This is a genomic window from Streptomyces sp. JHA26 (assembly GCF_002005565.1).
Taxonomy (GTDB): Bacteria; Actinomycetota; Actinomycetes; order Streptomycetales; family Streptomycetaceae; genus Streptomyces.
The window spans coordinates 1-26,412 of the sequence record NZ_BDJC01000060.1 but is presented as its reverse complement, the minus strand read 5'-3'; the positions used below and the strand labels follow the sequence as shown (position 1 = coordinate 26,412).

Sequence of the window (26,412 nt, the reverse complement as noted above, 5' to 3'; positions counted from 1 at the left end):
GGACAGTGACGCACGGAGTGCTCACGTGCCGAGGCAGGGGTACGACCTGGGCGACGCGGTCCGGTCGCGCCCGCCCCCGGCGTCCGGGACCCGGCACCCGGCACCCGGCACCCGGCGGAACCGATCACCGGTGTGAGATGTCCGAACAGACGTGGCAGCTCTCTTCCTGATCCTGGCCTTCGCGCCGCTCCTGACGCCGTTCGTCGTCCTGGGCACCGCGGGGGCCCTCGCCGTGCGGGTGTGGCACTGGGAGCCGGAGAGCGGTCTGCGCGTGCCCAGCCCCGCGTCGTGCGCCCTGCTGGCCGTACTGGCCGGATCGGCGGCCCTGGGCGCCTACGCGTACGGCGTGAACCAGGGGTTCTACATCCTGGACCCCGACCAGATGTGCGCCGCCGCCGGAGCGGCGGGCGATCACGTGGTGACCCGGATGACGCTGCCGGTCAGCGCCCAGTGCGTCACGCCGGAGGGCGTGGGCACCGAGCTGGTGCCGGGCTGGGTGAACCCGGTGGTCTTCACCGGTCTGGCGGTCCTCGTGCTCGCCCCCACGGCAGCCGCCGTCCAGGCGCTGCGGGACCGGTCGCTCCGTCGTGCTGGACTGTCCCAGGACCCCCGCCCGTCCCGCGGCGGAGACACCGGCCTCACCGGAAAGGGCTGACATGCGCCTGCGCTGTGCCGTACTCGACGACTTCCAGGACGTCGCCACCACCGTCGCCGACTGGAGCCCCGTCGGCGACCGGGTGGAGGTCACCTCCTTCACCGAGCACTTCGCCACCGAGGACGAACTCGCCCACGTCCTCGCGGACTTCGACATCGTGGTGACTCTGCGCGAACGCGTCCCGTTCCCCGCCTCCCTCCTCGACCGGCTCCCCCGGCTGAAGCTGATCGTCGCGTCCGGCATGCGCAACTCCGTCATCGACCACGCGGCCGCCGAGCGGGCCGGCGTCACGGTCTGCGGCACCCAGAGCTCCCCCACCCCGCCGGTGGAACTGACCTGGGCGCTCCTGCTCGGCCTGGCGCGCGGCATCGTGACGGAGAACAACGCCCTGCGGGCGGGCGGCCCGTGGCAGTCGACGGTCGGCGCGGACCTGCACGGCCGCCGCCTCGGCCTGCTCGGACTGGGCAAGATCGGCAGCAGGGTGGCGCGGGTGGGCCTCGCCTTCGGCATGGAGGTCACGGCCTGGAGCCCCCACCTCACCAAGGAACGCACGGACGAGGTGGGCGCGGAACTGGCGTCCTCGAAGGAAGAGCTACTGGCCACCAGCGACTTCGTCTCGCTCCACCTGGTGCTGGGCGGGACCACCCGGGGCATCCTGGGCGCCGCCGAGCTGGCCCTGATGAAGCCGACCGCCTACCTGGTCAACACCTCCCGCTCGGCCCTCGTCGACCAGGACGCCCTGCTCACCGCCCTGCACGAGGCCCGCATCGCGGGCGCGGCGGTCGACGTCTTCGACACCGAGCCGCTGCCCGCCGACCACCCGATGCGCACCGCCCCCCGCCTGCTGGCGACGCCCCACCTGGGGTACGTCTCCCACCTCAACTACCGCACGTACTACGGCCAGGCGGTGGAAGCCATCGACGCCTACCTCGCCGGCACCCCGATCCGCCGTCTGGGCTGACGCGTCCCCCGCGGGAACCGTTCCGGCAGGCCGTACTGGTGCCGGTGACCCGGGGCACCCCCGGAGCGGTCACCGCGGGGCGCCGCGACCTCGCCTTCGCGGTCGCAGCGGGCGGCGGCCTGCTGTCGGGGGGCTGGTCTGACGAACCGGCCTCGTCCGACGGACCGTCCTCGGCGCCGCGGGCTCCTGGTGCCGAGCACCGGAGCCCGTGGTTTTTGGACCGGTCGGGACGGTGCCTTTTGGCTCTGCCCTTCGGGCCATGGTCGCAGCAGACTGGGAGGACCGTCGACCTCCCGGAGGGTTCTCTTGAGTCCCGCGTTCCTGCTGACCACCCCGGTCGTGCCGGCCACCCCGGCCGTGCCGGCCACCCCCGGCACCGGCGTCCGCCGGGTGTCCACCGTCCGCCTCGTGGGCCTGAGCGCACGGACGGCGGTGGCGTGAGATGCGTTTCCGGCACGCTGACGCGATCTGGTCCGACCACCCCCACCTCGCGGTGGGCGCACTCCACGCCACCGGCGTCGACCGGACGGCCGACACCGGCCCGCGCGTCGCGGAGTACACCGCCCGCGCCCTGGCCCGGCTGGCCGACACCCCCGAGGGCCGATTCCCCGAAGTGCTCGCCTGGCGCCGGGCCTTCGCCCGGATGGGGCTGAAGCCGACCCAGTACCGGTGCGCCTCGGAGTCCCTGCTGCGGCGGCTGCGCAAGGAAGGGACACTGCCGCGCATCCACCCGGTGGTCGACCTGTGCAACGCGGTCTCCGTCGCGTACGCCGTCCCGGTCGCGGTGCTCGACGCCGACCGCGTCACCGGCCCGCTGCTCGAAGTGCGCCACGCCCGCGGTGACGAGGAGTACACCCCCTTCGGCGGCGGTACGGAGCACCCGGCGCCCGGCGAGGTGACGTACGCCGACTCCGCCGGGCGGGCGCACGCCCGGCGCTGGACCAACCGGCAGAGCGGCCACTCCGCGGTCGGCGATCGCACCAGCCGCATCTTCGTGGTGGTGGAGGCCGTGCACGACGGCGGAACGGACACCGTCACGGAGGCACTGCGAACGATCGCCCGGGAACTCACCGCGCACTGGCAGGTCACCCCCACGACGGCCCTCCTCACCTCCTCCGCGCGGGAGTTCGCGTTCAGCGACGAGCCGCTGTCCGGCACTCGGGCGGCCCCGTAGCGGTGCGCGGCCCCCGTGGCACCATGGGTGCGGTGAGCGAGCGGGAAGGACAGCCGAGCGGTACGGCGGCGCACGGCTCCGACTTCCTGCAACTGCGGCCCGAGGACGCGCCGTCGGGCGGCAAGGCGGACTGGCTGGCCGGGCGGCTGCGACAGGCGATCACCGACCGCCGGCTGACCGTGGGCAGCAGGCTGCCGGCCACCCGGGTGCTCGCCGCCGAGCTGCGCGTCTCCCGGGGCGTGGTCACCGAGGCGTACCGGCGGCTCGCCGAGGACGGGCACGTCGAGGGGCGCCGGCGCGGCGGCACGGTGGTGGTCGCGGCGCCTCCGGCCCGCGGGCCGGAGGTCCCGCACCCCGGCCGGACAGCGCCCCGCTCCCCCTTCACCGGCGAGCCCGGCGCCGACGTCTTCGACGCGCTGCGCGCCGCCGACGCCCGCGTCGACCTCACCCCCGGTCGGCCCGACCTCTCCGCGTTCCCCCGCACGGCCTGGCTGCGCGCCGAACGGGCCGTGCTCGCCGAACTGTCCACCGCGGACCTCGGATACGGCGATCCCCGCGGCGCCCCGCGGCTGCGCCGCGCCGTCGCCGACTGGCTGGCGCGCAGCCGCGGCATCCGGGTCGAGCCGGACGGGATCCTGATCGTCGCCGGCACCGCGCAGGCGCTCACCCTGCTGCACCCCGTGCTGTCGGCGGACGGCATCACCGGTGTCGCGGTGGAGGACCCCGGCTCGCTCGGCACCCGCCAGCACCTGCACAACGGCGGCCTGGCCACCCCACCGGTGCCGGTCGACGACCAGGGCCCGCGCGTCGACGCGCTGCGCGCCACCGGCGCCCGCGCCGTGCTCCTCACCCCGGCCCACCAGTTCCCCACCGGGATCGTGACGAGCGGCGAACGCCGACGCGAACTGCTGCGCTGGGCCGCGGACGGCGGCCTGGTCCTGGAGGACGACTACGACGCCGAGCACCGCTACGACCGCCCGCCCGTGCCCGCGCTGCGCTCCCTGCTCACCGACCGCCTGTGCTACATGGGCAGCGTTTCCAAACTCCTCGCCCCCGCGCTGCGGATCGGCTGGATGATCCCGCCGCCCCACCACCTGGACGCGCTGACCGACGCGAAACGCTTCACCGACCTGGGCAACGCCGTACTGCCGCAACTGGTCCTCGCCCGGCTGATGGAATCGGGCCAGTTGGAGCGCCACCTCCGGCTGCTCCGCGCCCGCCACGTCCGCCGCCGCGACACGGTGATCGCCGCCGTCACCGCACACCTGCCCGGCGCGGTCGTCCACGGCGCGGCGGCCGGCCTGCACCTGACGGTCACCTACGCGCCGGACGTACCCGACACCGAGCTGGCCGCCGCCGCCCTCGCCCACGGCGTGAAGTGCCACCCCCTGTCCTGGCACCGCCAACTCCCCGGCCCCCAGGGCCTGGTCCTCGGCTACGCGGCCGACCCGCCCGGCGTCCTCACCGAGGGCGTGCGGACCCTCGGCCGGGCCCTGCGCGAGCTGGCCCGGCGTTCCTGAGCCCCGTGTCACCGTCTCTCTCCGTCTGTAACAGGGGCGTAGTAGCGGGCGGTCGGGCGAAACGCGGGACCGGACCGGTCGCTCTTGGCATGTGGAAACGCCGCCCGGACCGACGGGCCGGCACCCCTACCGACACCGAGGAAGACACCATGCGCGTCAACAAGCTCACCATCGCAGCCCTGGCCGTCGCCGCGGGTCTCTCGCTCACCGCCTGCCAGAACGACGACGACGCCGCGGGCCAGAACGACTCGCCCACCACGTCCTCGTCCCCCTCGTCCTCCTCGAAGGACGGTTCGAGCCCGGGCAGCTCGGGCGGCTCGGGCGGCTCGGGCGGCTCGGGCAGCTCGGACAGCTCGGGCCAGGGAACCGCGGAGGACGCCACCGGGGAGAGCCCGGGCCAGGAGCAGAGCGCGACCGGCACGTGCCGCACCGACGAGCTGGAGGTCACCGCGCAGGACAACACCATCGGCGGCGACGAGGAGAACACCGTCGCGGTGACGTTCACCAACGGCGGCGGCCGGGACTGCACGCTCGCGGGCTTCGCCGGTGTCGACCTGGAGACCAACGCGGGGACGGTGTCCGCGGAGCGCACGGGTGAGCCGGCCCCCGCGACCGTCCTGAAGGACGGCAAGTCGGTCTCCTTCTTCATCTCCTACCCGGCCAACGACACGGGCGGTTCCGGTGTCCGCGTCACCGGCCTGGTGGTCACCCCGCCCAACGAGACCAAGTCCGTCACCCTCGACTGGCCGGGCGCGGCATCCCTCCCCGTCACGGACGGCTCCGGCACCCCGGTGAAGGTCGGCCCGATCGGCAGCGCCGGCCAGGGCGGCTGACCCGCCCCGCCGGTACCGGGGTCACCGCCGGGGGCGGAGTTCCACCTCCGCCCACACGGTCTTGCACGGGAACGGCCCCGGCAGCACACCCCAGCGGTCGGCCGACTCCTCGACCAGCAGCAGCCCGTAGCCCGACTCGGCGGGCTCCGGCGGGTCGCTCCGGCGTGCGGGCACACTCTCGCCCCTGGGGTCGGTCGCCTCGATGCGCAGCACCCCGTCCACGGTGACGGTGAGGGTGAGCCGGAAGCCCCGGCCGGGGACACGGCCGTGCACGACGGCGTTGGTGGCCAGTTCGGCGACGATCAGCCGTGCCGGGTCCAACGGCAGTCCCCAGGAATCCAGTTGCTCGGTGGCGAGCAGGCGGGCGAGACGGGCACCCCGACGCGTGGCGGAGAGCGGCACGGTGAACTGGTGGAGCGGGGTGCGCGGTGCGGCGGTTCCTCGATTCATGTCACACAGCGTGTTCATCCACGCGCCCGCTGTGAAGGCGAGTGGCCCGTGCGACCGGAGGCTGTCCGGCTCCGTCCGGGCCGCCCCTCAGGGCGACGGCAGCGGAAGACAGGGCACGTACGGGTGCCGCAGGCGCTGTCCGCCGTCGTGGACGCACAGGGTGAAGGTCTCAGGTCCCGGCCGCCCTGCCGGGTCTGGGCGACCAGGGCCGGGGGCACGGCCCGGAAGGAGCAGGCCGCGACGATCCGGTCGAACGGAGCCTCGGGCCAGTACCCGTACCCCCCGTCCGCGACCGCCAGGGTGGGTGTGTGACCGCAGCCGTGCAGCGCGCTCGCGGCCCGCTCCAGCCGATGCGGGTCCACCTCGACGCTCGTCACACCAGTCGATCCGAGGCGTTCACAGGCGAGCGCGGTCGAGTACCCCGTCCCCGTGCCGATCTCCAGCACCCTCTGCCCCTCCCGCACGTCGGCGTCGACCCACATCCGCACCACGAGCGACGGCAGCGTGGAGGACGAGGTCGGGGCCCCTCCGAACTGCTCGGCCGGGTGCTCCCAGTCGGGTTCGTCACCGTCGAACTGCGTGATGAGCGTGGTGTCGGAGTACGCGGCGGCCAGCCAGCGGCCGTGGTCGAGCGCGGCGGTGACCGGCTGCCACACGGTCAGCCCCTGCCCGTCACGCTCCTCGCCGGGCAGGTAGAACCCGGGCACGAACCGGTGCCGGGGCACCGCCTCGACGGCCGCCCGCCAGGCCGGATCGTCCAGCGCGCCGTCGGGCGCGGCGACCTGCTGGGCGAAGACACGACGGCCGACCACGGTGACGCGTACGTGACCGGTCTTGGGGATCTCGGCCTGGAACAGGTGGGCGGTCACGGTGAGCGTGTCGTCGAAGGTCTTCGGGTCGACCCGCTGGGTCCAGATCGCTCCGGTGCACCCGTCGTCGGCGTCGGCGGGCAGACCACGGAACGTCTTGCAGACGACGGGCCCGCGCTCGGCGGCGAACTCCTCAGCGTCCTTGCGGTCGTTGGTGATCAGCGTCGGAGGAATCCCCAGCCCGAGCCGGGCGAACCTTCGGAGCTGGGCGGGCTTGGACTCCGCGCGGGCCACCGCAGCCGGGTGGTTGACGTACCGGGCGCCGGACGGGGCGTTCAGGACGCCGCCGAGCCCGTCGACGTCCCGTGCTTGCCCATCTCGACCGGCCGCCCGGCGGTGTCGGTGTAACGGGCGGTCTGCGTGACGGGGTCGAGCGTCACCGTCGCGTACGGCGGCGGCCCGACCGGCAGCCGGTCGGTGACCAGGCGCAATACCCAGGGGGCCTGGGGGGCGAGTGTCGTCATGGGGGTCCTTTCTCTGTCCGCGATGCGGAGTCTCGGATTCTCGCCACCCAGTGTGCTCACACATGTACACGCTGTGAATACGGGCAGCTCGTACGGCCGACGGCTGTACGCCAGGTGTCCGGTTTCTGTCCGGCCTGCCCGGGGTGACTGGGTGCGGACAGACGGAGTTGGTCCGGGGAAGGGCGCGCGCGACGGGAGGCGGCGGACATGAGCGGGTGGGAAGCGGGGCTGGACGACGAAGAGGCCGGGGCCGTGATGCGGACGGTCACACGACAGCTGAAGCTGTGGCGTGAGGCGGCCGGCCTCACCCAGGCGGAGTTCGGGGCGGCGATCAAGTACGGGGAGGAGACGGTCTCCTGCGTGGAGCGGGGGCGGCGGATCCCCCGGCCCGAGTACTTGGACGCGGCGGACGAAGTCCTGGGCGCGGGCGGCAAGATCGCCGCGATGAAGAAGGACGTGGCGGAGGTCCGGTACCCGAAGAAGGTGCGGGACTTGAAGAACCTGGAGGCGGAAGCCACGGAGCTGTGCGCCTATAACAACTCTGTCGTCCATGGACTGCTGCAGACCGAGGAGTATGCACGGGCAGTGCTCAGCGCCCGCCGCCCGCCCTTCACCGCCGACCAGTTGGAACAGCAGGTGTCGGCCCGCGTGGCGCGACAGGAGATCGTCGGCGACACGACAGCCCAGGCCGTCTTCAGTTTTGTCCAATGCGAGTCGACGCTTCGTCGGCCCATCGGCGGCAAGATGGTGATGCGTGGGCAACTCGAACGGCTGTTGGAGGTCTGCGCGTTCCGCAACGTCGACCTTCAGGTACTGCCTCTGAACCGCGAGGAGAACTCAGGGCTCGACGGCTCGTTCAGGTTGCTCAGGCTCAGGGACGGCACCACGGTCGGTCATGTCGAGGTGGCGCACATCAGTCGCGTGATCGCGGAGCCGAAAGAGGTGCAACTCCTGGACATCCAGTATGGAATCATCCGGGCACAGGCTCTCAGCCCACGGGAGTCGATGGCCCTCATCGAGAAAGTGCTTGGAGAGACATGAAGCTGGAGTGGATAAAGAGCAGCTACAGCACGTCCAGCGGCCCCGACTGTGTTGAGGTGGCCACCCCGGACGAGAGTCACGTCTTCGTCCGCGACTCCAAGAACCCCGCAGGCCCTCGCCTCGATCTCACCTCAGCCGCTTGGTCGGCCTTCCTGCCGTACGCCTCCGGAAACTGACGCAGCGAAAACACGGGGACCACACCCTAGTTCGTGGGTGCGGTCCCCGTTTGTGTGTCAGTCGGCGACCGGAGCCACCTCCGTCGCCAGCCCTCTCCCCGAGCCTGCTGCAAGGTCTCCGCGATCGCGGCGAACTCCTCCAGCGCGGCCTGGAGGTCCTCGACGATCTCGGCGGCCAGCACCTCGGGCGCGGGCAGGTTGTCCGCGTCGTCGAGGCTGGGATCGTGGAGCCAGGTGATGTCGAGGTTGGCCTTGTCGCGGGCGATCAGTTCCTCGTACGTGTACGCCTTGAAGCGCTCCGTCTCGACACGCTTGGAGCGGTCCTCGTCGGGGCGGTAGCACTGCACGAAGTCTTCGAGGTGGGCCCGGGTGACCGGCACGGTGACACCGAGGAGCGTGACCAGGTGCCGGGCCATGATCTCACCGAAGAGGCGGGTCTTCACCATGGCCGCGTGCGGGTCGGTGTGGACGTACGACTCCGCGGCACAGCCCAGCGTCACCAGTAAAGGCTCGTGCCGGAGCAGGTGTCCGAAGTTGGACGAGCCCGCCGCCAGCCGTGCGACCTGCTCGTCGTCCCCACCCGACGGACCGCCGACCACCGCCGTCACCATGTGCTTCCCCCCAGGTCCCTGGTCAGCGTGTCAATGAGCAAAGCCTTGCGGGATGACATGAACAGGTATGCCTGGCAAGGGATTCGAGAGAAGCAAGGCCTGCGAGTGGAGCGTTTCTCCAGAGCCGCGCGTCGGCCACCTGCGGGTTTCGGGCAGGCCGATGGAGAACCGCTCCGATCGTCGACCCACCACCGCACAACCCGAGCCGCGACGCACAGTGGCGGGGCGCGCCGTCACGGCACACCCCGCCACCACCTCACGCCTACGACCTCACGTCGTCGACCGCCGCCTGCGCGACCCCGGCCGCCGCTCGCTCGGCCGGGTCACCGGGTCCCCGGCGTCCAGGGCCGCCGCGCGGCGCCGCAGGCCGAAGTCGGCGAGGGCCTCCGCCAGCTTGTGGACGGACGGCTCGGGAGCCATGACGTCCACCCGCAGCCCGTGCTCCTCCGCGGTCTTGGCCGTCGCCGGACCGATGCACGCGATCACCGTCACGTTGTGCGGCTTGCCCGCGATGCCGACCAGGTTGCGGACCGTCGAGGACGACGTGAACAGCACCGCGTCGAAACCGCCGCCCTTGATCGCCTCGCGGGTCTCGGCCGGCGGCGGCGAGGCGCGCACCGTGCGGTAGGCGGTGACGTCGTCGACCTCCCAGCCCAGCTCGATCAGCCCGGCCACCAGGGTCTCGGTGGCGATGTCGGCGCGCGGCAGGAAGACGCGGTCGATCGGGTCGAAGACCGGGTCGTAGGGCGGCCAGTCCTCCAGCAGACCGGCGGCCGACTGCTCGCCGCTCGGCACCAGGTCCGGCTTCACGCCGAAGGCGATGAGCGCCTTGGCGGTCTGCTCGCCCACCGCGGCGACCTTGATCCCCGCGAAGGCACGGGCGTCGAGCCCGTACTCCTCGAACTTCTCCCGGACGGCCTTCACCGCGTTGACCGACGTGAACGCGATCCACTCGTAGCGGCCCGTCACCAGGCCCTTGACCGCCCGCTCCATCTGCTGCGGGGTGCGCGGGGGCTCCACCGCGATGGTCGGCACCTCGTGCGGCACGGCGCCGTAGGACCGCAGCTGGTCGGAGAGCGACGCCGCCTGCTCCTTCGTGCGCGGCACGAGGACCTTCCAGCCGAACAGCGGCTTGGACTCGAACCACGACAGCTGGTCGCGCCGGGCGGGGGCACTGCGCTCGCCGACCACGGCTATCACCGGGCGGCCGCCGTCCGGGGACGGCAGCACCTTGGCCTGCTTCAGCGTCTGCGCGACCGTGCCGAGCGTCGCCGTCCAGGTGCGCTGGCGCGTCGTCGTACCGGCGACGGTCACCGTCAGCGGGGTGTCCGGCTTGCGGCCGGCCGACACCAGCTCGCCGGCGGCCGCGGCCACCGAGTCCAGCGTCGTCGACACGACCACCGTGCCGTCGGAGGCGCCCACCTCGGTCCAGCAGCGGTCCGACGCCGTACGGGCGTCCACGAACCGCACGTCGGCACCCTCGGCGTCCCGCAGCGGCACACCGGCGTACGCGGGCACGCCGACGGCGTTCGCGATGCCCGGGACGACCTCGAAGGGCACCCCGGCCGCGGCGCACGCGAGCATCTCCTCGGCGGCGCACGTGTCGAGCCCGGGGTCCCCGGTCACCGCACGCACGACCCGCCTGCCGCCCCGCGCGGCCTCCATGACAAGATGTGCGGCATCCCGCACAGCGGGGACGCCGCCGGTCGTCGACGCGCCGTCGACAACCGTCAGCTGGGGCGTGCCCGTGCCCGGATCCGACGGATCGGTATCCGTGTGCACCTCGGCGACGCCCTGCCTCGCGTGCGTGCGCACGACGTCGAGCACCTCGTGCTCGGCGACGAGGACGTCCGCGTTCGCCAGCGCCTCCACGGCGCGCAGGGTCAGCAGTCCCGGATCTCCGGGTCCGGCACCGAGGAAGGTGACGTGCCCGTGTTCCGGACAGGCGGGAAAGGCGGTGGGGCTCACTGTGCTCGCTCCCCCATAAGACCGGCCGCGCCCTGGGCGAGCATCTCGGTGGCGAGTTCGCGACCGAGTGCCAGCGCCGCTTCGTGCGTCTGGGGCACGGGACCGGTGGTGGACAGCTGCACCAGCGTCGAGCCGTCGGTCGTGCCGACGACGCCGCGCAGGCGCATTTCCTTGACAGTCTGCCCGTCGGCCTGGGGGTCCCCCCGCTCGAGCGGAGCCGAGAGTGGGGGAAGGTCGGCCAGCGCGCCCACGGGGGCGCTGCAGCCGGCTTCCAGGGCGGCGAGCAGGGACCGCTCGGCCGTGACGGCGGCCCGCGTGAACGGGTCGTCGAGCTCGGCGAGCGCGGCGATCAGCGCGGCGTTGTCCGCGGTGCACTCGATCGCCAGGGCCCCCTGGCCGGGGGCGGGCAGAACCGTGTCGACCGACAGGAAGTCGGTCACCTCGTCGATGCGTCCGACGCGGTTCAGTCCGGCGGCGGCCAGCACGACCGCGTCGAGCTCACCGCTGTGGACGTACCCGATGCGGGTGTCGACGTTGCCCCGGATCGGGACCGTCTCGATCTCCAGCCCGTGGGTGCGGGCGTACGCGTTCAGCTGTGCCATGCGGCGCGGCGCGCCGGTGCCTATGCGCGCCCCGCTGGGCAGGTCGGTCAGCTTCCGCGCGTCCCGGGCGACGATGACGTCGCGCGGGTCCTCGCGCACGGGGGTGGCCGCCAGGACCAGGCCCTCGTGCTGCGCGGTGGGGAGGTCCTTGAGCGAATGAACCGCGAAGTCCACGTCACCCCGCAGCAGGGCCTCGCGCAGCGCGGCGACGAACACGCCCGTGCCGCCGATCTGGGCCAGGTGCTCGCGGGACGTGTCGCCGTACGTGGTGATCTCGACGAGCTCCACGGGCCGTCCGGTCACCTGGCTCACGGCATCCGCCACCTGCCCGGACTGGGCCATGGCGAGCTTGCTGCGCCTCGTCCCCAGTCTCAGTGCCTTCTCAGTCATGCCGGCCCTCGGTTCTTCTCAGTGCTGTTCTCGGTCCGCGAGACGGAGGCCACCGTCTCCTGGTCGAGGTCGAACAGGGTGCGCAGCGCGTCCGCGTACCCGGCGCCGCCGGGCTCGGCGGCGAGCTGCTTGACCCGGACCGTCGGAGCGTGCAGCAGCTTGTCGACCACACGCTTGACGGTCTGGGTGATCTCGGCGCGGTGCTTGTCGTCGAGACCCGGCAGCCGCCCCTCGAGCCGGGCGATCTCACCGGCGACGACGTCGGCGGCCATGCTGCGCAGCGCGACGACGGTGGGGGTGATGTGCGCGGCCCGCTGGGCGGCGCCGAAGGCCGCGACCTCGTCGGCGACGATCCGGCGGACCGTGTCGACGTCGGCGGCCATCGGCGCGTCGGCCGAGGCCTCGGCGAGCGACTCGATGTCCACCAGCCGCACCCCGGTCAGCCGGTGCACGGCGGCGTCGACGTCGCGCGGCATGGCGAGGTCGAGGAGGAAGAGCACGGGCTGCGGGCGCGGCACCTCGGCGACCGGCTCGGGCCGGCGCCTCTCGGGGATCCGGCCGACGCTCGCGGCCGTCGCGGCGAGCGCGCCGATCAGCTCGGCGTCCGCCTCGGGTCCCGGCCGGCCCGCCTCGCGCGGCCGGTCCACGGCCGTGCCGCCGGCGGCCCAGGCCCCGTGCTGCTCCAGCGTCGCCGCGTCCATGCCGGCCACGGCGGCCTCCCCCATGACGGAGAAGCCGGTCGGTACGGAGGACAGGTCCAGCGGGCAGTTCTCGTCGCCGGCGCCCGGCAGGGGCGTTTCGGCACCGCGTCGCGCCTCGGCGGGTCCGGCGGCCGCGACCGGACGGGCCGCGTCGTCCGCGGACACGGCCGCGGGCGCGCCGGTGCGGCCCTCCACCGACGCCGCCACGGCGTCGGCCGTGAGGACCAGTCCGGTCGCCCCGGTGCAGGAGACGGCCACGTCGGCACGTGTCAGCTCGGCCGGCACCGCGTCCATCGGTACCGCGCGGGCCAGCACGTCCGTGTCGTCGCCCTCGGTCAGGATCCGCGCGAGCCGCTCGGCCCGCTCGAAGGTGCGGTTGGCGACCACTATCTCGGCGATCCCGGCGCGGGCCAGCGTGGCGGCGGCCAGCGACGACATCGACCCGGCGCCGATCACCAGCGCCTTCTTGCCCCGTGCCCAGGTCCGGACGTCGGCCCCCGCGGCGAGCTGCTCCAGGCCGAAGGTGACCAGGGACTGCCCGGCGCGGTCGATGCCGGTCTCGGAGTGGGCGCGCTTGCCGACCCGCAGGGCCTGCTGGAACAGGTCGTTCAGGAGCCGTCCGGCGGTGTGCAGGTCCTGGGCGCGGGCCAGGGAGTCCTTCATCTGGCCGAGGATCTGGCCCTCGCCGACCACCATCGAGTCGAGTCCGCAGGCCACCGAGAACAGGTGGTGGACGGCCCGGTCCTCGTAGTGCACGTAAAGATAAGGAGTGAGCTCGTCCAGGCCGACCCCGCTGTGCTGGGCGAGCAGCGTGGACAGCTCGGCGACACCGGCGTGGAACTTGTCCACGTCGGCGTACAGCTCGATGCGGTTGCAGGTGGCCAGGAGCGCGGCCTCGGCGGCCGGTTCGGCGGCGACGGTGTCCTGCAGCAGCTTGGACTGCGCGTCCGCGTTCAGCGAGGCGCGCTCCAGGACGCTGACGGGGGCACTGCGGTGGCTCAGTCCGACGACGAGGAGACTCATGCCGGCATCACGGCGGGCACGTCCCCGTCGGGTCCCTGGTCGGCGGAGGGCTGCTTGCGGGCGGCGACGGGCGGTACGACGTCGGCCGCGGCCTCCTCACCGGCCTTGCGCTGCTCGTGGAAGGCGAGGATCTGCAGTTCGATGGAGAGGTCGACCTTGCGCACGTCGACGCCCTCGGGGACGTTCAGCACGGTCGGCGCAAAGTTCAGGATGGACGTGACACCGGCGGCCACGAGCCGGTCGCAGACCTGCTGGGCGGCACCGGCGGGGGTCGCGATCACGCCGATCGAGACACCGTCCTCCCGGATGATCTTCTCCAGCTCGTCGGTGTGCTGCACGGGGATGCCCGCGACGGGCTTTCCGGCCATCTGCGGGTCGGCGTCGATGAGCGCGGCGACGCGGAAGCCGCGGGAGGCGAACCCGCCGTAGTTGGCGAGCGCGGCGCCGAGGTTGCCGATGCCGACGATCACGACCGGCCAGTCCTGGGTGAGCCCCAGTTCGCGCGAGATCTGGTAGACGAGATACTCGACGTCGTAGCCGACGCCCCGGGTCCCGTAGGAGCCCAGGTAGGAGAAGTCCTTGCGCAGCTTCGCGGAGTTGACTCCCGCCGCGGCCGCCAGCTCCTCGGAGGAGACCGTGGGGACCGAGCGCTCCGACAGTGCGGTGAGGGCTCGGAGGTACAGCGGAAGCCGGGCGACGGTGGCCTCGGGAATCCCTCGGCTGCGGGTCGCCGGTCGGTGTGTTCGGCCAGTTGCCACGGTGCTCCTGCGGGTAGAGCGGGGCTGTAGGCGGTCATACGTCCCTACATGACCGCCCCGTCGCATGCAGGCTATGTCTTTGTGAACGCGTGCACAAAGATGGTGTCCGATTTGTCCGGCCAACGTGACCGGGGTCACGCGCTCGCGGCGCCCGGACCGGGAACCGGCGCACACGCGCCCGCGTTCCTCTCCCCTCGGGGGCAAAGCCGCTCACGCTCCTCACGATCAACGCCCCCGAGACCATGTCGCCATCGATCCTAAGCGACCATCCGGACTACTTGTACTGCTCGGTCAGTGCCCTGCGCAGGCGCTCCTCGTTCACACGCCAGAAGGTGTGCTGCCTGCCGTCGACCAGGACGACCGGGATCTGCTCCCAGTACTGGTCATGGAGCCGGCGGTCCTCGGTGATGTCCTTCCCCTCCCAGGGGACACCGAGTTCGGCGCACACCTTCTCGACGACGAGCTGTGCGTCATCACACAGATGACAGCCGGGTTTGCGGATGAGGGTGACGAGATGGTTCTCGGAGTGCGCGGGGGATGGCGGCTGCTCGGCGGTCTCGTGGGCCCCGGGCGCCTGCGGGGCCCTGCGGCGGAAGAGGGGACTCATGCCCGCCATTCTCCCGCGGCACCGCCCGGACGGAGGTCTCCCGCCGCCGCGCGGACCGCCCGCGCGGCCGACGGACCGGCACGCCCGCCGGTCCGGCCCTTCGACGGAACCGACACCCGGAGTTCACGGCCCCCAGGCCTCTCGGATCCGAAGCCTCCGAACAAACTGGCTATGCTCACGGGCATGGCCGCTCTCGGATGGCTCACCCCCCGTAGGCGCTCCGCCACGGCGCGGAGCGTGTTGGCAGGCGAGGCCTCGGCGGAGGCCGCCCGCAAGTCCACCCAGGACCTTCCCGACGCCGCCCCGGGCGAGGAACCCGCGTTCCCCGTCCCCGGCGACGACCGCGCCGCCGCCTTCTTCGACCTCGACAACACCGTGATGCAGGGCGCCGCCCTCTTCCACTTCGGCCGGGGCCTGTACAAGCGGAAGTTCTTCGAGACCCGCGACCTCGCCCGGTTCGCCTGGCAGCAGGCGTGGTTCCGGCTCGCCGGCATCGAGGACCCGGAGCACATGCAGGACGCCCGCGACTCGGCGCTGTCCATCGTCAAGGGCCACCGCGTCTCCGAGCTGAAGTCGATCGGCGAGGAGATCTACGACGAGTACATGGCCGAGCGGATCTGGCCGGGCACCCGGGCGCTCGCCCAGGCGCACCTCGACGCCGGCCAGCGGGTCTGGCTGGTCACGGCCGCCCCGGTGGAGATCGCGCAGGTGATCGCCCGCCGCCTGGGCCTGACCGGCGCGCTCGGCACGGTGGCCGAGTCGATCGGCGGCGTCTACACGGGCAAGCTGGTCGGCGAGCCGCTGCACGGCCCCGCCAAGGCCGAGGCGGTACGGGCACTGGCGGCCGCCGAGGGCCTGGACCTGTCGCGCTGCGCCGCCTACAGCGACTCCCACAACGACATCCCGATGCTCTCGCTGGTCGGGCATCCGTACGCGATCAATCCCGACGCCAAACTGCGCAAGCACGCCCGCGAGCTGGACTGGCGGCTGCGCGACTACCGCACGGGCCGCAAGGCGGCCAAGGTCGGCATCCCGGCCGCGGCGGGCGTCGGCGCGGTGGCGGGCGGCACCGCGGCGGCCATCGCGCTGCACCGCCGCCGCCGCTGATCCCGGCCGGCGCCGCCCCCGGTCGGCGCCACCGGCGACACGGGCGCCGCGCCGCCCGTCGGTCCGGCCTACCCCCGAGGGGCCCTCTTCAGTCCCCTTCTTTCACATCGGGCACAACACGCACTGTAGTCACCACGAACCCGAACCGTTCCGGTCGTCAAGCGATCAATCTGCGGCACCCGATCGGGCGTCAATCGGCTACGGAAGCGACGTAATCGACGATTTGAGCAACTGGGCGTAGCAGCACCTGTACGAAGCGTTATTCTCCTCAGACGCAATCCGGCACCCCACCTTCGCTACGACGGGTGAATGGTTCCGTACTGCACGTGATGGAAGCTCTGCCTCTGGGAGTCCCGTGTACCCACACGTCGGGGTTGACGCCTCGGGCCTGGCTACGCTGCGCGCAACGGTCAAATCAGCCCAAGACCTGTTGCGCGGCTTCGTCCCCACCGCGTACGCCGTCCCCGCCCTCGCCGCGGCCACCGCCCCCGTCGGCCCGTGCTACGCACTGGCCGAGGGCAGCGCCGCCGTCGGCAGACGCGCGCGGTCGTCCTCGTCCGGGGCCGCCGCCACCCACCGCCGCCCCGCCGCGGACAGCGACAGCGCCCGCATGATGGACCTGGTCGAACGGGCCCAGGCCGGCGAGGCCGACGCGTTCGGGCGGCTCTACGACCAGTACAGCGACACCGTCTACCGCTACATCTACTACCGCGTGGGCGGCAAGGCGACCGCCGAGGACCTGACCAGCGAGACCTTCCTGCGGGCTCTCAGGCGCATCGGCACCTTCACCTGGCAGGGCCGCGACTTCGGCGCCTGGCTCGTGACCATCGCCCGCAACCTCGTCGCCGACCACTTCAAGTCCAGCCGCTTCCGGCTGGAGGTCACCACCGGCGAGATGCTCGACGCCAACGAGGTCGAGCGGTCCCCCGAGGACTCCGTCCTCGAGTCCCTCTCCAACGCCGCCCTGCTCGACGCCGTACGGCGGCTCAACCCGCAGCAGCAGGAGTGCGTCACCCTCCGCTTCCTCCAGGGCCTCTCGGTCGCCGAGACCGCCCGCGTCATGGGCAAGAACGAGGGCGCCATCAAGACCCTCCAGTACCGGGCCGTCCGCACCCTCGCCCGACTGCTGCCGGACGACGCCCGCTGAACTCCCGGCGCCCGAGGCGCCGCCACCCTCCGCGTCCCCCAAGTCACCTTACGTCAAAGTCGGTTGAGCCCACGGTCCGGTCATCCGTCGTCCGTAACCCAAGTGCCGCGCCGCTCGTTGTGCGGGATGCAGGCTCCCTGTGGTCACTCCCCGACCGGCTCCGGCCATACGTTCGTGTGGTTCCGTCCGGGGGGCGTGCAACCCTCAGGACCCCCTGGGGAGTCGACCGTCATGACGAGAGGAGGTGCCGCCAGTGATCGCGAACGTATCGGCGCACCGGCGGGCGAACGCCTTCGCCCAGGCTCTGGAGGAGCAGTCCGATCCCGGGGCGGCGGCCGAACAGTCCGAAGGACCGGCATCCGCCGGGGCCGTCGCGGAACAGACCGAGCAGGGACGTCTGCTGTCCCTCGCCGCCGGCCTGGAGAAGCTGCCCCGGCCGGAACTGGATCCCGAGGTCAAGGTCGTCCAGCGGGCCCAGCTGGTGGCCGCGTTCGAGGCCATGATGCAGGAGGGCACCGCGGGCGGCGGGGCGACGGACCCTTCGGTGCCCGAACAGCGCCGGGCCCGCGGCGCCCACCGGGCGACCCCGCTGGGAAAATTCCGGCCGCGGTCACGGCTGGCCAAGGGCCTCACCGCGGGCGGACTGAGTGTGACCGTCGCCGCCGGAGCCTTCGGCGGAGTGGCCGCTGCCAGTTCGGACGCGCTGCCCGGTGACTCGCTCTACGGCCTCAAGCGCGGCATAGAGGACTTCCGCCTCGGACTCGCCGACGACGACGCCGAACGCGGCCGGGCCTACCTCGACCTGGCGTCGACCCGGCTGCACGAGGCCCGACGCCTCATGGAGCGCGACCGCGGCGGCCACCTCGACCACGAGTCCCTCGGCGAGATCCGCCGCGCCCTGTCCGGCATGCGGCACGACGCGTCCGAGGGCCACCGCCTGCTCAGCGCCGTCTACGCCCACGACCCCGACTCCCTCGCCCCCATGCAGGCGCTCTCCGCCTTCTCCCGCTCGCACCGGGAGACCTGGGGCGCCCTGCGCGAACGGCTGCCCGTGCAGCTCGGGGACGTCAGCGAAGAGGTGTCGTCGGTGCTCGACGCCATAGAGGACGACGTCGCCCCGCTGGAGTCCCTGCTGCCGAAGCCACCGGCCCAGGACAACGCCCCCGGCGACGACGACCGACGGAGCGGCTCCGGTCCGACGACGACCGACACACCCGCCACCGGACACGCCACGACCCCCGGCACCGGCAGCGGCACCCCGTCCGACGGCGCCCGCACCGGCAGCGGCGGGCCCAGCGAGTCGGCCGCCTCCCACAGCGCCGACGACGGCCTGATCGGCGGCGGCACCGGCGGCCTGATCGACCCGCCGCAGGCCAGCGGCAGCGCCTCCCCGTCCCCCGACGACGACACACCGCCTCCCGAGCCGGACATCACCCTCCCACCCCTCCTCCCCGGCCTGCTGCCCGGCCTGGGCATCCACGGCGAGGACGCGGACTGACACACGGTGGGGTGCCCCGCTCACCCGGGGCACCCCACCACCGCGCGCGGCCCACCCTGCGCGGCCACCCTCAGAAGAACACCGACCGCCGCTGCACCAGCAACTTGTAGAGCGTGTGCTGGATCTGCTCCCTCACCTGGTCCGTCAGGTTGAACATCAGCATCGGATCCTCGGCCGCCTCCGGCGGATAACCGTCCGTGGGGATCGGCTCCCCGAACTGGATCGTCCACTTCGTCGGCAACGGCACCGCACCCAGCGGACCGAGCCACGGAAACGTCGGCGTCAACGGGAAGTAGGGAAAACCCAGCAGCCGCGCCAGGGTCTTCGCGTTCCCGATCATCGGGTAGATCTCCTCCGCCCCGACGATCGAACACGGAACGATCGGTGTCCCCTGCCGCAGGGCCGTCGACACGAAGCCGCCGCGCCCGAAGCGCTGCAGCTTGTACCGCTCGCCGAACGGCTTGCCGATGCCCTTGAACCCCTCCGGCATCACCCCGACCAGCTCCCCCTGGGCCAGCAGCCGTTCCGCGTCCTCCGCACACGCCAGCGTGTGGCCGAGCTTGCGGGCCAGCTCGTTGACCACCGGCAGCACGAACACCAGGTCCGCCGCCAGCAGCCGCAGATGCCGGCCGGCCGGATGGTGGTCGTGCACGGCGACCTGCATCATCAGGCCGTCCAGCGGCAGCGTCCCGGAGTGGTTGGCGACGATCAGCGCGCCGCCCTCGGCCGGGATGTTCTCCATGCCCTTCACGTCGACCCGGAAGTACTTCTCGTACACCGGACGCAGCAGCGACATCAGCACCTGGTCGGTGAGTTCGGCGTCGTAGCCGAAGTCGTCGACCTCGTAGTCGCCGGTGAGGCGGCGCCGCAGGAAGGCCAGACCGGCCGCGACACGCCGCTCGAGGCCGCCGTCGGCCTCCGGCGCCCGCGCCTCGCCGCGGCCCCCCGGCGGTCCGCCGGACACGGAGTCGTCGTCCCGGGCCGCCCCGGGGACGGGCAACGGCCGCACCTCACGCACCGGCACGGGCTCCGCCGCACCGCCCTTGCGCCGGTTCCCCCCACCACGGCGCCGCGCCGGGCGCTGCCCCGCGCTCCCGCTCCCCCGGGACCGGTCGTCGTCGAACGGAATGACCTTGGCGTCCGCCATCGTTGTCGCGCTCCTCAGTTGGCGCTCTGCGTCGGAAGGTGGCCGCTGCCCCGCAGGGACAGCTCCGCGATCCGGTCGACGGCCCCCGCGAGGACCTGCGGCGGCAACAGCCCCGGACCGCGACCGCGCACGAAGTCCGCGAACGTCTCGGCCGTCGTGTACGCCGGCCTGAAACCCAGGGTCTCGCGCATCTGCGTGGTGTCCACGACCCGCCCGTGGGTGAGCAGCCGGATCTGCTCCGGGGAGAAGTCCGTCATTCCCAGCGTACGCACGAGGGAGCCCGCCCAGGTGACCGCGGGCAGCAGCAGCGGCACCGTGGGGCGCCCCAGCCGGCGCGAGCACTGGGAGAGCAGCAGGACGCCGTCACCGGCGATGTTGAACGTGCCGCTGTTCAGGGTGCCGCGCCGCGGCTCGTGCGAGGCGATCCGCAGCACCTCGATCACGTCGTCCTCGTGCACGAACTGCAGCCGCGGGTCGTAACCGAACACGGTCGGCAGCACCGGCAGCCCGAAGTACGACGCGAGGGGCGTCTCCGCGCTCCGGCCCAGGATGTTGGCGAACCGCAGCACGCACACCGCGACGTCCGGCCGCCGGCGCGCGAAGCCCCGCACGTACCCCTCGACCTCCACGGCGTCCTTGGCGAAACCGCCGCTGGGCAGCGACTTGGGCGCGGTGGTCTCGGTGCAGACGGCCGGGTCGCGGGGCGCGGAACCGTAGACGTTGGTACTCGACTTGACCACGAGCCGCTGCACGGCCGGCGACTTCTGGCAGGCGCCGAGCAGCTGCATGGTGCCGATGACGTTGGTCTCCTTGACCGACGTACGGCTGCCCCCGCCCAGCGGGGTGCCCGTGACGTCCATGTGGACGACCGTGTCGGCGCCCGTCTCGGCCAGCACCCGCCCGATGGCCGACTGCCGGATGTCGGCCTGGACGAACTCGGCGCCGCCCAGATGGTGCTCCGGCGCGACGGCGTCCACGGCCACGACCCGGTCCACGTCGGGATCGCGCTGGATCCGCCGGACGAACCGGCCGCCCAGCTGACGGGCCGCTCCGGTCACGAGCACGACCTTGCCCAAGATCAGCGCCTTCCTCTCGCCCTGCTCCGTACCCTGCCGCGTTCCCCGCCCGCGGGCCAACTTAGCCGGTCGGTGTTGCGCTGTGATGACCGCCGGATGCGGCACGTGACGGAAATTCACACGCGTCGCGGACCCGACGGGCCCCGGAACGCGACTGTGGCCCCCCACCGGATGCGGTGGGGGGCCACAGGACACGCTGACGGCGCAGCGTCGCTTACTTCTTGTTGCGACGCTGAACGCGCGTGCGCTTGAGCAGCTTGCGGTGCTTCTTCTTGGCCATCCGCTTGCGCCGCTTCTTGATAACAGAGCCCACGACTACCCTCGCTCACTTCTCATCACTCGGTTGTTTGGGCGCCATGGGCCCACACGACCTACGAGGGGCTAGCCTACCCGCCCGAGCGCTGAGGTCGTAATCGAGGTGGCCGGGAGCCGACGAGGCCGGGAGAGGCCCCTGGAGCCCCATGGAGCCCCGTGGACCCCTCCCGGCCCGCCCTCAGGCCGTTTCCACCCCCACGTAGCTCTCGCGGAGGTACTCGTGAACCGCTTGCTCCGGGACGCGGAACGACCGTCCCACCCGGATCGCGGGCAGATGACCGCTGTGCACCAACCGGTACACGGTCATCTTGGACACGCGCATCACCGAGGCGACCTCCGCCACGGTAAGGAACTGAACCTCGTTCAGAGGCCTTTCGCCAGCTGCAGCCATGACACACCTGAACCTTCCGCACTCGACGGCCACCGGCTTCCCCTTCCGGTGACTCTTCGTCGCTGCGTGCTCACTCCCCAATGTAGGTGCGGGTGATGCGAATGGGGAAGAGGTGCATCCTTCGGCGCCCTACCGGGACAGACACGCCCGATTGAGTACGTAGCGGGTGAGCGGCCGGTAGCACTCGGGCCGCACACCGTCATCAAGCGGAACGGCGACGGACACCAACCCCTCGGCCTCCCCCACGAAGAGCGCGGGATCGTTCACATCGCCCGGCCCGATGGCCTCGAACCCCAGCTGACCTGCTCCGCAGACCCACCCGTGGTCCCCGATCACCAACTCGGGGAGCGGCCCGCCGACCTCGGCCGCCACGGCCAGCGCGGTCCGAACCGGGAGCGGCGAGTGCGTGTGCGCGCCGGGCTCACAACCGGGGCGTTCAGCGCCGGCGTCCCGCACCAACGCGACTCCCCGGACGTACTCGAGGCGGTGGGTGCGTAGACCGAACCGGGTCGTTATGTCGACACGGCGACCCTGCGCGGGGGTGAGGACAGCACATCCCGCCGCCGACAGGGCGTCGGCCAGGGCGACGTAGAAACCGAGCAGCCGATGCGGGTGCCCGGTGCCGAGGAGGACCGGAGCGCGACGCTCGGCCACCGCGGCGAGGCGCCCGGCGAAGGCGTCCAGAGCGCTCAGTGTCCGCTCGGGATCGATCACATCCTGGCCCGAAACATGCCGCGGGTCGGCCGAAACACCGCACCTGCGCGCCATCAGCCCGAGCAGGTCCCGCTCCCCCCAGTCGCCCTCCGGGTCGATCCCGATCAGCACCCGCGGATCCCGGGCGGCGAACAACCGGTAACTCCGCAGACTCGCCTCCCGGGAAGTGGCCACGACCCCGGCGAGACGAACGTCCAGAAGATGAGCCCGAAGAGCTCCACGGCTCAGCACCCGAACGATCCTGCCGGACCCGACCACCCGCGCGGCCCGGATCCCCGAAACGTCCCCACGGACGGCGTAACCCCCGCCCCGCACGCCGGGAGGAACCGTCAGGCCAGCAACCCCCGCAACGGGAACACCGCCCGCCGGGTCGCCACCACCGCCTGGTCCAACCGGTCCGCGGGGTCGTACCCCGCCTCCCAGGACGCCCACGACACCGGCCACCGCCCATCGGTCATCCGCATCGGACCCAGCTGCCGCGTCCGCGCGAACACCTCCTGCCGCCACCCTTCCGGAACCACCGTCTCCGGCTCCACCGGCCGCCCCGCCGCGATCCCCACCAGATGCGTCCACGACCGCGGCACCACGTCCACCACGGCGTACCCCCCGCCCCCCAGAGCCACCCACCGCCCCTCGGCGTACTCGTGCGCGAGGTCGTGACACGCCACCTGCACCGCCCGCTGCGCGTCCAGCGACACCGCCAGATGCGCCAGCGGATCCTCGAAATGCGTGTCGGCCCCGTGCTGCGTCACCAGCACCTGCGGCCGGAAGTCCGCGATCAGCTCCGGCACCACCGCGTGGAACGCCCGCACCCACCCGGCGTCCCCGGTCCCCGGCGGCAGCGCCACGTTCACGGCCGACCCCTCCGCACAGTCGGCCCCGGTCTCCTCCGGCCACCCCGTCTGCGGGAACAGCGACCGCGGATGCTCGTGCAGCGAGATCGTCAGGACCCGCGGATCCTCCCAGAACGCCGCCTGCACCCCGTCCCCGTGATGCACGTCCACGTCCACGTACGCGACCCGCTCGGCCCCCAGCTCCAGCAGCCGCGCGATCGCCAGCGCCGCGTCGTTGTAGACGCAGAACCCCGACGCCGCCCCCGGCATCGCGTGGTGCAGCCCGCCCGCGAAGTTCACCGCGTGCAGCGCGTCCTCCCGCCACACCGCCTCCGCCGCGCCCACCGACTGCCCGGCGATCAGCGCGGACACCTCGTGCATCCCCGCGAAGGCCGGATCGTCGACCGTCCCGAGCCCGTACGACACGTCCGCCGACCCCGGATCCGCCGAGGCCGCCCTCACGGCATCGATGTAGTCCTCCCGGTGGACGAGCCGCAGCGTCGACTCCCCGGCCGCCCGCGCCGCGACGACCTCCACCTCCCGGTCGAGCCCCAGGGCGCCGACCAGCCCCCGCGTCAGGGCGAGCCGGACCGGGTCCATCGGATGCCCCGGACCGAAGTCATAGCCCGTTACTGCCTCGTCCCACATCAGCTGTGCGCGGCCGCTCATGCCCGCCACCGTATCGGTCCGACCGGGCCTCGAACGATCTGGCGTACACCACCGTCACCAGCACCAACACCATCGGCACGAGCATGGCACCGCGGTAGCTCCAGGCGTCCCCGAGCGCACCCACCAACGGCGAACCGATCAGGAAACCCACGTAGTTGAAGACGTTGAGCCGCGCCACCGCCGCATCGGACGCCCCGGGGAACAGGCGCCCCGCCGCCGCGAACGTCTGCGGCACCAGCACGCACAGCCCCAACCCCAGCAGCGTGAACCCGAGCATCCCGAACCACGCCCCCGGCGCCACGGCCACCACCGCGAACCCACCCGCCGCGACGACCGCCCCGCCCCGCACCACCGCGACGGCCCCCAGCCGCCGCACCCCGAAGTCCCCGACGGACCGCCCCACCAGCGTCGTCACCATGTACACGTTGTACGGAACGGTCGCCAGCTGCTCCGAACTCCCCAGCACGTCCTGGAGGTACTTCGCACTCCAGTTGGAGACCGTCGAGTCCCCGATGTACGCGAACGTCATCACCAGGCACAGCGGCAACAGCACCGCGAAGCCGACGCCCGCACCCCCGCCCCCGTCCGTCGGCGCCCCCGCCCCGGAACCGGTCCGCTCCCCGTCGACGTACCACCGGCTCCCCACCAGCGCGGCCGGCAACAGCACCGCCACGGCCGGCAGGTACGACACCCACAGCGCCAGCTCCCCGTGCGCCCCCACCCACGCCAGCGAGGCCCCCAGGATCCCGCCCAGGCTGTAGGCCGCGTGGAACCCGAGCATGATGCTGCGCCCGTACGCCCGCTGCAGGCTCACCCCGAGCATGTTCATCGAGGCGTCCAGCGCCCCCACCGCCAGCCCGAACACCGCCAGCGCCACGGCCAGCACCGCCACCCGGTCCCCCGCGCCGGCCCCCAGCAGCGCCAGCAGCACCACGGGCTGGGACCAGCGCAGCACCCGACTGGGCCGTACCCGCCGCACCAGCCGCTCCGTCGCCACGCTCCCCACACCGGCCAGGACCGGCACGGCCGCCAGGAAGACCGGCAGCAGCGCGTCGGAGACGCCGTACCGGTCCTGGAGGGCGGGGATGCGGGTCACGAGCAGAGCGAAGGCGACGCCCTGGGCGAAGAAGCCGAACGCCAAGGAGGCCCTGCCGCGCCGCAGCACATCTGTCATGGCGGCGAGCGTAGGGCTCCGGCTTACCGGTGGGTAGATCCCGCCAAAGGTGAATTCCGCTCAGCTTCACCGCGCTCGACGACGACCGGACCGGAGACCGTCACGGAGTCGGGAGCGCCCTCCGCGGTCGCGGACGCCTCGATCATGTGCGCCATCGGCCCGGCACCCAGGGCCCCGCTGATCACGAAGGCCAGCACCATCGCGGCGACCAGGACGACCGTCCCCAGCCAGACCATCGTGTCGACGGGGACCGTGTAGGCGCCGACGGCCCGCACCGCGCACTCGACGACGAACACCGTGCCCCACACCCCGGTGAACCTGAGCTCCGCCCGCCGGAACGCCGGCGACTGACGCCGCAGCCTCTCCCACGCGGCCTCGCGCCGGGCGTCCCCCTTGACCAGGAACGGCTTGAGGTTGGCGCTCATCATGGGCCGACCGACCACCACGGACGCCAGCAGCACGATGCCGACCACGCTGCTGACCACGCTGTCCTTCAGGAGCAGCAGCCGGGCGTCCCCCGTCCCGAAGCTGAGCAGCAGCCCGACGAGGTTCACCAGGAGGATGAGCAGGGGCAGCCCGTTCACCTCCCGGTGCCTGGACAGCCCCCACCCGGTCCGCAGCACCGGCACGACACTGCTCCAGCCGAGCGCCGCGACGGAGCTCATCCCGAAGGCGCCCTTCAGGAGGTAGTAGGACCCGACCGGCACCCCCACGTCCAGGAGGAGGGTGACGAAGGTACGACGCTTGCCGTGCCGCTGGCTGCCCGTGTCCGTGTTCGTCGTCATGCACACAGCTTCGCGGCCGGCCCCGGTCCCGCAGTAGAAACAACCGTCCGGAGCTACGCATGACAAATGTCAGGACCGGCGCGCTGTGCCGCGTCATACCAGCAGGTCGGCCAACTCCCCCATGGTGCCGAAGAGTCGGGTGGCCCCGGCGAGCTTCTCGGCGGGCGTCATCCCGGTGAACCCGTACACGTCCATCCCGGCCGCGACGGCCGCCTGCACACCGAGCGCGCTGTCTTCGATCACCACGCACCGCTCCGGCGCGACGCCCATCCGCTCGGCCGCGTGCAGGAACAGATCGGGCGCCGGCTTCCCCCGACCCACGTCCTCGGAACTGAAGATCCGCGCGTCGTCGAACCACCGGTCCAGTCCGGTCTTCCGATGCCCCACCCGGATCCGCTGATGGCTCCCGGACGATGCCACGCAGTACGGCACCTCGTCCGCGGCGAGCTTCTCCAGCACACCGACGACCCCGGGGACGGGCTCGAGGTCCTGCTCGAAGGCGGCGAACACCCGGCCGTGGAAGACGTCGTCGAAGTCCTCCGGCAGCCGTCGGCCGGTCCGCTCCAGGACGAGGTCGTGGATCCGGTGCATCGCGGATCCCATGTAGTCACGCAACGACTCGTCGTACGTCGTCGGGTGGCCCAGCTCGGTCAGGTAGGCGGCCAGCAGCCGGTTGGAGATCGGCTCACTGTCGACGAGGACACCGTCATTGTCGAAGACAACCAGTTCGTAGCGCATACGACGACCCTAAAC

Annotated in this window: 27 protein-coding genes and 2 pseudogenes; 11 read left to right on the top strand and 18 right to left on the bottom strand. The window is 72.4% G+C overall.

Going from position 1 to position 26,412, the window contains the following annotated elements:
• Positions 1–151: 151 nt before the first annotated feature.
• The 6 genes from JHAT_RS28010 to JHAT_RS27990 all read left to right on the top strand — a co-directional run bounded on the left by JHAT_RS28010 (position 152) and on the right by JHAT_RS27990 (position 5,143).
• Positions 152–655 carry a hypothetical protein gene (locus JHAT_RS28010; protein ID WP_216353450.1) on the top strand — a complete coding sequence of 168 codons (504 nt, stop codon included), beginning with the start codon at positions 152–154 and terminating at the stop codon, positions 653–655.
• A gap of 1 nt (position 656) precedes the next feature.
• Positions 657–1,616 carry a D-2-hydroxyacid dehydrogenase family protein gene (locus JHAT_RS28005; protein WP_077801063.1) on the top strand — a complete coding sequence of 320 codons (960 nt, stop codon included), beginning with the start codon at positions 657–659 and terminating at the stop codon, positions 1,614–1,616.
• 306 nt (positions 1,617–1,922) lie between these two features.
• Positions 1,923–2,057, top strand: coding sequence for a hypothetical protein (locus JHAT_RS35800; protein ID WP_290439820.1), 135 nt, complete (start codon positions 1,923–1,925; stop codon positions 2,055–2,057).
• Between the two features lies 1 nt (position 2,058).
• Positions 2,059–2,790 (top strand): B3/4 domain-containing protein, encoded by a 732-nt coding sequence (locus JHAT_RS28000; protein WP_077801062.1) that lies wholly within the window; start codon positions 2,059–2,061, stop codon positions 2,788–2,790.
• A 23-nt stretch (positions 2,791–2,813) separates the two neighbouring features.
• On the top strand, positions 2,814–4,310 hold the full coding sequence (locus tag JHAT_RS27995; RefSeq protein ID WP_077801076.1) for a PLP-dependent aminotransferase family protein: 1,497 nt from the start codon (positions 2,814–2,816) through the stop codon (positions 4,308–4,310).
• Between the two features lie 149 nt (positions 4,311–4,459).
• Positions 4,460–5,143: a DUF4232 domain-containing protein gene (locus JHAT_RS27990; protein ID WP_077801061.1), complete on the top strand. Its 684-nt coding sequence runs from the start codon at positions 4,460–4,462 to the stop codon at positions 5,141–5,143.
• A 21-nt stretch (positions 5,144–5,164) separates the two neighbouring features.
• Here the strand turns inward: JHAT_RS27990 and JHAT_RS27985 are convergent, their stop codons facing one another.
• The 3 genes and pseudogenes from JHAT_RS27985 to JHAT_RS27975 form a co-directional block, all read right to left on the bottom strand.
• Complete coding sequence (locus JHAT_RS27985; protein WP_077801060.1) at positions 5,165–5,593, bottom strand: ATP-binding protein; 429 nt, start codon at positions 5,591–5,593, stop codon at positions 5,165–5,167.
• Positions 5,594–5,763: 170 nt separating this feature from the next.
• Positions 5,764–6,405, bottom strand: a pseudogene (locus JHAT_RS27980) (methyltransferase domain-containing protein); the annotation flags it as partial.
• 350 nt (positions 6,406–6,755) lie between these two features.
• Positions 6,756–6,926, bottom strand: a pseudogene (locus JHAT_RS27975) (putative ATP-grasp-modified RiPP); the annotation flags it as partial.
• A 207-nt stretch (positions 6,927–7,133) separates the two neighbouring features.
• Here JHAT_RS27975 and JHAT_RS27970 point away from each other — a divergent pair.
• A complete protein-coding gene (locus JHAT_RS27970; protein WP_077801059.1) occupies positions 7,134–7,967 on the top strand; it encodes a helix-turn-helix transcriptional regulator in 834 nt (277 codons plus the stop codon).
• A complete protein-coding gene (locus JHAT_RS27965; RefSeq protein WP_077801058.1) occupies positions 7,964–8,143 on the top strand; it encodes a DUF397 domain-containing protein in 180 nt (59 codons plus the stop codon). The genes JHAT_RS27970 and JHAT_RS27965 overlap by 4 nt, the downstream gene beginning before the upstream one ends.
• Before the next feature lie 26 nt (positions 8,144–8,169).
• Here JHAT_RS27965 and JHAT_RS35560 read toward each other — a convergent pair whose 3' ends face one another.
• The 6 genes from JHAT_RS35560 to JHAT_RS27935 all read right to left on the bottom strand — a co-directional run bounded on the left by JHAT_RS35560 (position 8,170) and on the right by JHAT_RS27935 (position 14,812).
• The gene (locus JHAT_RS35560; protein WP_253195633.1) at positions 8,170–8,754 is read right to left on the bottom strand and encodes a hypothetical protein; all 585 of its coding nucleotides are present in this window, start codon (positions 8,752–8,754) and stop codon (positions 8,170–8,172) included.
• 270 nt (positions 8,755–9,024) lie between these two features.
• Entirely contained in the window at positions 9,025–10,722 is a 1,698-nt protein-coding gene (locus tag JHAT_RS27955) for a bifunctional uroporphyrinogen-III C-methyltransferase/uroporphyrinogen-III synthase (protein ID WP_077801057.1), read from the bottom strand.
• A complete protein-coding gene (hemC, locus tag JHAT_RS27950; protein ID WP_077801056.1) occupies positions 10,719–11,714 on the bottom strand; it encodes a hydroxymethylbilane synthase in 996 nt (331 codons plus the stop codon). The genes JHAT_RS27955 and hemC overlap by 4 nt, the downstream gene beginning before the upstream one ends.
• Positions 11,711–13,438: a glutamyl-tRNA reductase gene (locus JHAT_RS27945; protein ID WP_077801055.1), complete on the bottom strand. Its 1,728-nt coding sequence runs from the start codon at positions 13,436–13,438 to the stop codon at positions 11,711–11,713. Before JHAT_RS27945 ends, hemC begins: the two co-directional genes overlap by 4 nt.
• On the bottom strand, positions 13,435–14,196 hold the full coding sequence (locus JHAT_RS27940) for a redox-sensing transcriptional repressor Rex (RefSeq protein WP_077801054.1): 762 nt from the start codon (positions 14,194–14,196) through the stop codon (positions 13,435–13,437). The genes JHAT_RS27945 and JHAT_RS27940 overlap by 4 nt, the downstream gene beginning before the upstream one ends.
• Positions 14,197–14,470: 274 nt before the next feature.
• Positions 14,471–14,812 (bottom strand): glutaredoxin family protein, encoded by a 342-nt coding sequence (locus tag JHAT_RS27935; RefSeq protein ID WP_077801053.1) that lies wholly within the window; start codon positions 14,810–14,812, stop codon positions 14,471–14,473.
• Positions 14,813–14,986: 174 nt separating this feature from the next.
• Between JHAT_RS27935 and JHAT_RS27930 the strand changes: the two genes are divergently transcribed.
• The 3 genes from JHAT_RS27930 (at position 14,987) to JHAT_RS27920 (ending at position 18,555) form a co-directional block, all read left to right on the top strand.
• On the top strand, positions 14,987–15,910 hold the full coding sequence (locus JHAT_RS27930) for an HAD family phosphatase (RefSeq protein WP_107482043.1): 924 nt from the start codon (positions 14,987–14,989) through the stop codon (positions 15,908–15,910).
• A 355-nt stretch (positions 15,911–16,265) separates the two neighbouring features.
• Complete coding sequence (locus tag JHAT_RS27925) at positions 16,266–17,057, top strand: ECF subfamily RNA polymerase sigma factor, BldN family (protein WP_107482041.1); 792 nt, start codon at positions 16,266–16,268, stop codon at positions 17,055–17,057.
• A gap of 253 nt (positions 17,058–17,310) precedes the next feature.
• On the top strand, positions 17,311–18,555 hold the full coding sequence (locus JHAT_RS27920) for a DUF5667 domain-containing protein (protein ID WP_171991092.1): 1,245 nt from the start codon (positions 17,311–17,313) through the stop codon (positions 18,553–18,555).
• A gap of 70 nt (positions 18,556–18,625) precedes the next feature.
• On the opposite strand, the gene JHAT_RS27915 is transcribed toward JHAT_RS27920, so the two are convergent.
• The 9 genes from JHAT_RS27915 to JHAT_RS27875 form a co-directional block, all read right to left on the bottom strand.
• A complete protein-coding gene (locus JHAT_RS27915) occupies positions 18,626–19,702 on the bottom strand; it encodes a lysophospholipid acyltransferase family protein (protein ID WP_077801050.1) in 1,077 nt (358 codons plus the stop codon).
• Between the two features lie 14 nt (positions 19,703–19,716).
• Positions 19,717–20,778, bottom strand: a complete 1,062-nt coding sequence (locus JHAT_RS27910) for an NAD-dependent epimerase/dehydratase family protein (RefSeq protein WP_077801049.1) — start codon at positions 20,776–20,778, stop codon at positions 19,717–19,719.
• 214 nt (positions 20,779–20,992) lie between these two features.
• The gene (locus JHAT_RS27905; protein ID WP_003948845.1) at positions 20,993–21,091 is read right to left on the bottom strand and encodes a 30S ribosomal protein bS22; all 99 of its coding nucleotides are present in this window, start codon (positions 21,089–21,091) and stop codon (positions 20,993–20,995) included.
• Between the two features lie 180 nt (positions 21,092–21,271).
• The gene (locus JHAT_RS27900) at positions 21,272–21,484 is read right to left on the bottom strand and encodes a helix-turn-helix domain-containing protein (RefSeq protein ID WP_004984898.1); all 213 of its coding nucleotides are present in this window, start codon (positions 21,482–21,484) and stop codon (positions 21,272–21,274) included.
• 129 nt (positions 21,485–21,613) lie between these two features.
• Entirely contained in the window at positions 21,614–22,429 is an 816-nt protein-coding gene (locus JHAT_RS27895; RefSeq protein ID WP_077801073.1) for a phosphatase, read from the bottom strand.
• Between the two features lie 98 nt (positions 22,430–22,527).
• Positions 22,528–23,700: an acetoin utilization protein AcuC gene (locus JHAT_RS27890; protein ID WP_077801048.1), complete on the bottom strand. Its 1,173-nt coding sequence runs from the start codon at positions 23,698–23,700 to the stop codon at positions 22,528–22,530.
• Complete coding sequence (locus JHAT_RS27885) at positions 23,651–24,874, bottom strand: MFS transporter (RefSeq protein ID WP_077801047.1); 1,224 nt, start codon at positions 24,872–24,874, stop codon at positions 23,651–23,653. Before JHAT_RS27885 ends, JHAT_RS27890 begins: the two co-directional genes overlap by 50 nt.
• 23 nt (positions 24,875–24,897) lie before the next feature.
• The gene (locus JHAT_RS27880) at positions 24,898–25,659 is read right to left on the bottom strand and encodes a VC0807 family protein (protein ID WP_077801046.1); all 762 of its coding nucleotides are present in this window, start codon (positions 25,657–25,659) and stop codon (positions 24,898–24,900) included.
• A 93-nt stretch (positions 25,660–25,752) separates the two neighbouring features.
• Positions 25,753–26,397: an HAD family phosphatase gene (locus JHAT_RS27875; protein WP_077801045.1), complete on the bottom strand. Its 645-nt coding sequence runs from the start codon at positions 26,395–26,397 to the stop codon at positions 25,753–25,755.
• Positions 26,398–26,412: the final 15 nt, after the last annotated feature.

What these genes read in the sequence shown, in the direction of transcription:
- JHAT_RS28005 (WP_077801063.1), top strand. Translation starts at nt 657, where the DNA reads ATGCGCCTGCGCTGTGCCGTACTCGACGACTTCCAGGACGTCGCCACC.
- JHAT_RS28000 (WP_077801062.1), top strand. Translation starts at nt 2,059, where the DNA reads ATGCGTTTCCGGCACGCTGACGCGATCTGGTCCGACCACCCCCACCTC.
- JHAT_RS27995 (WP_077801076.1), top strand. Translation starts at nt 2,814, where the DNA reads ATGGGTGCGGTGAGCGAGCGGGAAGGACAGCCGAGCGGTACGGCGGCG.
- JHAT_RS27990 (WP_077801061.1), top strand. Translation starts at nt 4,460, where the DNA reads ATGCGCGTCAACAAGCTCACCATCGCAGCCCTGGCCGTCGCCGCGGGT.
- JHAT_RS27985 (WP_077801060.1), bottom strand. Translation starts at nt 5,593, where the DNA reads ATGAATCGAGGAACCGCCGCACCGCGCACCCCGCTCCACCAGTTCACC.
- JHAT_RS27970 (WP_077801059.1), top strand. Translation starts at nt 7,134, where the DNA reads ATGAGCGGGTGGGAAGCGGGGCTGGACGACGAAGAGGCCGGGGCCGTG.
- JHAT_RS27965 (WP_077801058.1), top strand. Translation starts at nt 7,964, where the DNA reads ATGAAGCTGGAGTGGATAAAGAGCAGCTACAGCACGTCCAGCGGCCCC.
- JHAT_RS35560 (WP_253195633.1), bottom strand. Translation starts at nt 8,754, where the DNA reads ATGGTGACGGCGGTGGTCGGCGGTCCGTCGGGTGGGGACGACGAGCAG.
- hemC (WP_077801056.1), bottom strand. Translation starts at nt 11,714, where the DNA reads ATGACTGAGAAGGCACTGAGACTGGGGACGAGGCGCAGCAAGCTCGCC.
- JHAT_RS27945 (WP_077801055.1), bottom strand. Translation starts at nt 13,438, where the DNA reads ATGAGTCTCCTCGTCGTCGGACTGAGCCACCGCAGTGCCCCCGTCAGC.
- JHAT_RS27935 (WP_077801053.1), bottom strand. Translation starts at nt 14,812, where the DNA reads ATGGCGGGCATGAGTCCCCTCTTCCGCCGCAGGGCCCCGCAGGCGCCC.
- JHAT_RS27930 (WP_107482043.1), top strand. Translation starts at nt 14,987, where the DNA reads ATGGCCGCTCTCGGATGGCTCACCCCCCGTAGGCGCTCCGCCACGGCG.
- JHAT_RS27915 (WP_077801050.1), bottom strand. Translation starts at nt 19,702, where the DNA reads ATGGCGGACGCCAAGGTCATTCCGTTCGACGACGACCGGTCCCGGGGG.
- JHAT_RS27900 (WP_004984898.1), bottom strand. Translation starts at nt 21,484, where the DNA reads ATGGCTGCAGCTGGCGAAAGGCCTCTGAACGAGGTTCAGTTCCTTACC.
- JHAT_RS27890 (WP_077801048.1), bottom strand. Translation starts at nt 23,700, where the DNA reads ATGAGCGGCCGCGCACAGCTGATGTGGGACGAGGCAGTAACGGGCTAT.
- JHAT_RS27885 (WP_077801047.1), bottom strand. Translation starts at nt 24,874, where the DNA reads ATGACAGATGTGCTGCGGCGCGGCAGGGCCTCCTTGGCGTTCGGCTTC.
- JHAT_RS27880 (WP_077801046.1), bottom strand. Translation starts at nt 25,659, where the DNA reads ATGACGACGAACACGGACACGGGCAGCCAGCGGCACGGCAAGCGTCGT.
- JHAT_RS27875 (WP_077801045.1), bottom strand. Translation starts at nt 26,397, where the DNA reads ATGCGCTACGAACTGGTTGTCTTCGACAATGACGGTGTCCTCGTCGAC.